This is a genomic window from Romboutsia sp. (assembly GCF_035470145.1).
Taxonomy (GTDB): domain Bacteria; phylum Bacillota; class Clostridia; order Peptostreptococcales; family Peptostreptococcaceae; genus Romboutsia_D.
This window is the reverse complement of the sequence record NZ_DATIRC010000312.1, coordinates 1-3,252: the sequence shown is the minus strand read 5'-3', so window position 1 is coordinate 3,252 and position 3,252 is coordinate 1. Positions and strand designations below refer to the sequence as shown.

Below are 3,252 nucleotides of genomic sequence, written 5' to 3'. Positions count from 1 at the left end.
CTTTTTAATAAAATTTCATTAACTTCGTTAAATACTTCTTTAGCGTTCATATAATCCACCTCTTCTTTAGTATTATTTTGATATCTTTTTACTTATTTCATCTGCTTTTTTATAAAATTAAGCAAAATAAAAGCTTAGCATTTATTACTAAGCCTTCATTTATATTTTAACACTATTTATATGATTTATTTAATTTTTTATTTTTTAGGGAATTTATCTTCTGACCAAACTAAATTTTCAAATCTATTTTTTGATTTTTCTTCAAATTTAGCTTCTTCTTGTTTTTCTTCTACTACTTTCTCTACTGGTTCTTCATCTAACTCTTTTGCATTTCTAAATTTAATTGCATCAAAGTTATCTTCAACTATATATTTTTCTTTATCTTCATTTTCTTCTAAGCTTCTTTTTGTTTCATTATAATCTTCTTTACTAGAATGTTTAACTCTTTTTTTCTTTTTCCCTAAATTTTCTTTTTGATTACTGTTAATATTTTCTTTTACTTGTGGTTCAATATACTCGTTTATTTCTTCTATATTACTTTTGGATGGTTTTATACTTTTAGTTTTTTTATTTGGCTTAGTTGTTTTTTTATTTGATTTTTTTTCTTTACTTACATTACCGCTACTTTTCTTATTGTTTTTACTTTTCCCAGCTTCGTTAGTATTATCTTGTGTTTTTTTATTTTCTTGCTTAGTCTTTTTAGATGATTCACTTGGATTTGATTTTTTACCTTTTAAGTTTGAAGATGACTTTTTATTATTCAGTCCTAAATTTAATTTTATTTTTCCTGATTTTTTAGCTTTAGGTTCTTCGATACTATCTAATCCAAAATCATTTCTTTTTTCTTCTGGTACTAAATCATTTAATATTATTTCATTAAAATCTTCTTGGTATTTTTGCTTACCTTCTACTTCTTTTTCTTTAGATGTCTTTTTACGATTTTTACCATTCATTCTAAACATTACGACACCCCCTTAAAATACTCTTTATATTATGTATATTATATTAAGTGGGTAAATATCATTGATTTATTAACTTTTTTTAGGTGGCCTAGGTCCTATGTATTGGTACAAGTTAGTTTTTAACATACCATTGTATAGCTTTCTTCTTTTATCAGCTTCTTTTCCAAATTCATTTTCAAAATCTTCATATGAAGTTATTAAGTAATAAGACCAATTCTTTAACTCTCTAAAAGTATATCCTAAATGTTTATAAAGACTTTGAACACTTTCTTTATCTTCAAGTCTTTCTCCATATGGTGGATTTGTAACTATAAATCCATACTCTTCCTCACTTTTAAAATCAAGGGCATTTGCTACGTTAAACTCTATGTATTCATCTACTCCTGCTATTTCAGCATTCTCTTTAGCTATTTCTATAGCTTCTTCATCTATATCATATCCGTAGATTTTAAATTTAACATCTTCATCTATTTTATCATAGGCATCTTTTCTTACATTCCACCAAATTTTTTTATCCATAGTTCTCCACTTTTCAGATATGAACTCACGATTAAGTCCCGGTGCCATGTTTATTCCCATCATTGCTGCTTCTATTAAAAGAGTTCCAGATCCACACATAGGGTCTACTAATGTTCTTCCTGGTTTCCATGGATTTAAATACATTATACCAGCTGCTAATGTTTCTCTTATAGGTGCTTTATTAGCTTTTTCTCTGTATCCTCTTTTATGAAGAGCATCTCCTGTTGTATCTATAGATAATGTTACTTTATCTTTATGTATAAAAACATATATTGGATATTTTTCTTTATCTTCTTTTATAAGTCCTGTTTCTAAATAACTTTTCTTTAAACTTTCAACTATTGCTTTTTTTACAATTGCTTGTATATCTGGAGTACTGTATAACTTTGATTTTATTGAAGATGCCTTAGCAACAGGGAACTGCGCTCCATATGGTATATATTTTGACCAATCGATCCTTTTAGTTCCTTCAAATAATTCATCAAAGCTTTTAGCTTCAAATTCTGCAACTTTAAGATTTACTCTCTCAGCACATCTAAGCCACATATTAGCTTTTGCAATACCGTCTTCTTCTGTTTTATATGTTATTCTTCCATCTTCTGTTTTTATTATTTCAAATCCTAAATCTTTTATTTCTCTTGCTAACATTTTTTCCATACCAAAAAAGCAAGGTGATATTAATGTATAATTTTTCATGTCTTCCTCCTATTTTTGTATTGCCTTATTCATGCTACCCATTTCATATCCTGCCATATCTAAGGTAACATATTTAAATCCAATTTCTTTTAATTTATTATTTGTTTTATATAGTTTATCTTCACTAAAGAATTTATGTATTTCGTTTTTTCCTACTTCAATTCTTGCAATATCTTCATGAACTCTTACTCTAAATTGCTCAAATCCTAATTCTACTAAATATTCTTCACTTTTTTCTATTTTTCTAAGCACTTCTTTTGTAATTTTTACTCCATATGGTATTCTAGTTGCAAGACATGCAAAAGCAGGCTTATTGAAGGTTTCTAGTTTCATTTCTTTTGATAAAACTCTTATATCTTCTTTAGTTAAGTTACATTCTTTTAATGGACTAATTATATTAAGTTCTCTCAATGCTTTAAGTCCAGGTCTATAATCACCTAAATCATCTAAATTAGTTCCATCTACTACATACTTTATATTATGCTCTTTTGCTACTGATTTTACCGTATTGAATACTGCTTTTTTACAGTGATAACATCTATCTGGATTATTTTCTATAAACTCTTTCACTTCAAAATTATCAACATTAACTACAATATGTTTGACATTAAAGTTACGAGCATATTGTTTAGCTTCTTCAATTTCTCGCTGTGAATGCATCATAGCATGAAGGGTTACTGCAATAACATGGTCTCCTAATGTATCCTTTGCTACTTTAAGTAAAAAATTGCTATCTACTCCACCTGAGTATGCAACTGCTACACCTTCTAATTCTAGAAGTCTAGCTTTAAGTTTTTCTAGTTTTTTACTTACTTCCATATAATTACCTCCATAAAAGCATAATAAACTAATTATATAAAATATACACATATAAATCAAACTTTAATTTCGTGTATGCCGATTCAAATTTGAAATTTATGGGTAATTATTGTATTATTAAAGTTATTAGGGGTGATGACAGTGAATATTAATTATGACATCTTGCAAAATTTACTTAGATGCAACAAAAATATCAAATTAAAGTTTAGGGAAAATAGTAATATCTTAGATATATTATCTTATTCTCAGGTTATTT

Annotated in this window: 3 protein-coding genes; all 3 read right to left on the bottom strand. The window is 27.0% G+C overall.

Annotated elements, in window-relative coordinates; genetic code table 11:
- Window positions 1-197 precede the first annotated feature (197 nt).
- Window positions 198-962 carry a hypothetical protein gene (locus VLM92_RS12820; RefSeq protein WP_325276727.1) on the bottom strand — a complete coding sequence of 255 codons (765 nt, stop codon included), beginning with the start codon at window positions 960-962 and terminating at the stop codon, window positions 198-200.
- A gap of 69 nt (window positions 963-1,031) precedes the next feature.
- A complete protein-coding gene (locus tag VLM92_RS12815) occupies window positions 1,032-2,177 on the bottom strand; it encodes a class I SAM-dependent RNA methyltransferase (protein ID WP_325276726.1) in 1,146 nt (381 codons plus the stop codon).
- A 9-nt stretch (window positions 2,178-2,186) separates the two neighbouring features.
- On the bottom strand, window positions 2,187-2,996 hold the full coding sequence (larE, locus tag VLM92_RS12810) for an ATP-dependent sacrificial sulfur transferase LarE (protein ID WP_325276725.1): 810 nt from the start codon (window positions 2,994-2,996) through the stop codon (window positions 2,187-2,189).
- Window positions 2,997-3,252 lie beyond the last annotated feature (256 nt).

Coding starts and splice junctions, on each gene's coding strand:
- VLM92_RS12820 (WP_325276727.1), bottom strand. CDS start 962: ATGTTTAGAATGAATGGTAAAAATCGTAAAAAGACATCTAAAGAAAAA.
- VLM92_RS12815 (WP_325276726.1), bottom strand. CDS start 2,177: ATGAAAAATTATACATTAATATCACCTTGCTTTTTTGGTATGGAAAAA.
- larE (WP_325276725.1), bottom strand. CDS start 2,996: ATGGAAGTAAGTAAAAAACTAGAAAAACTTAAAGCTAGACTTCTAGAA.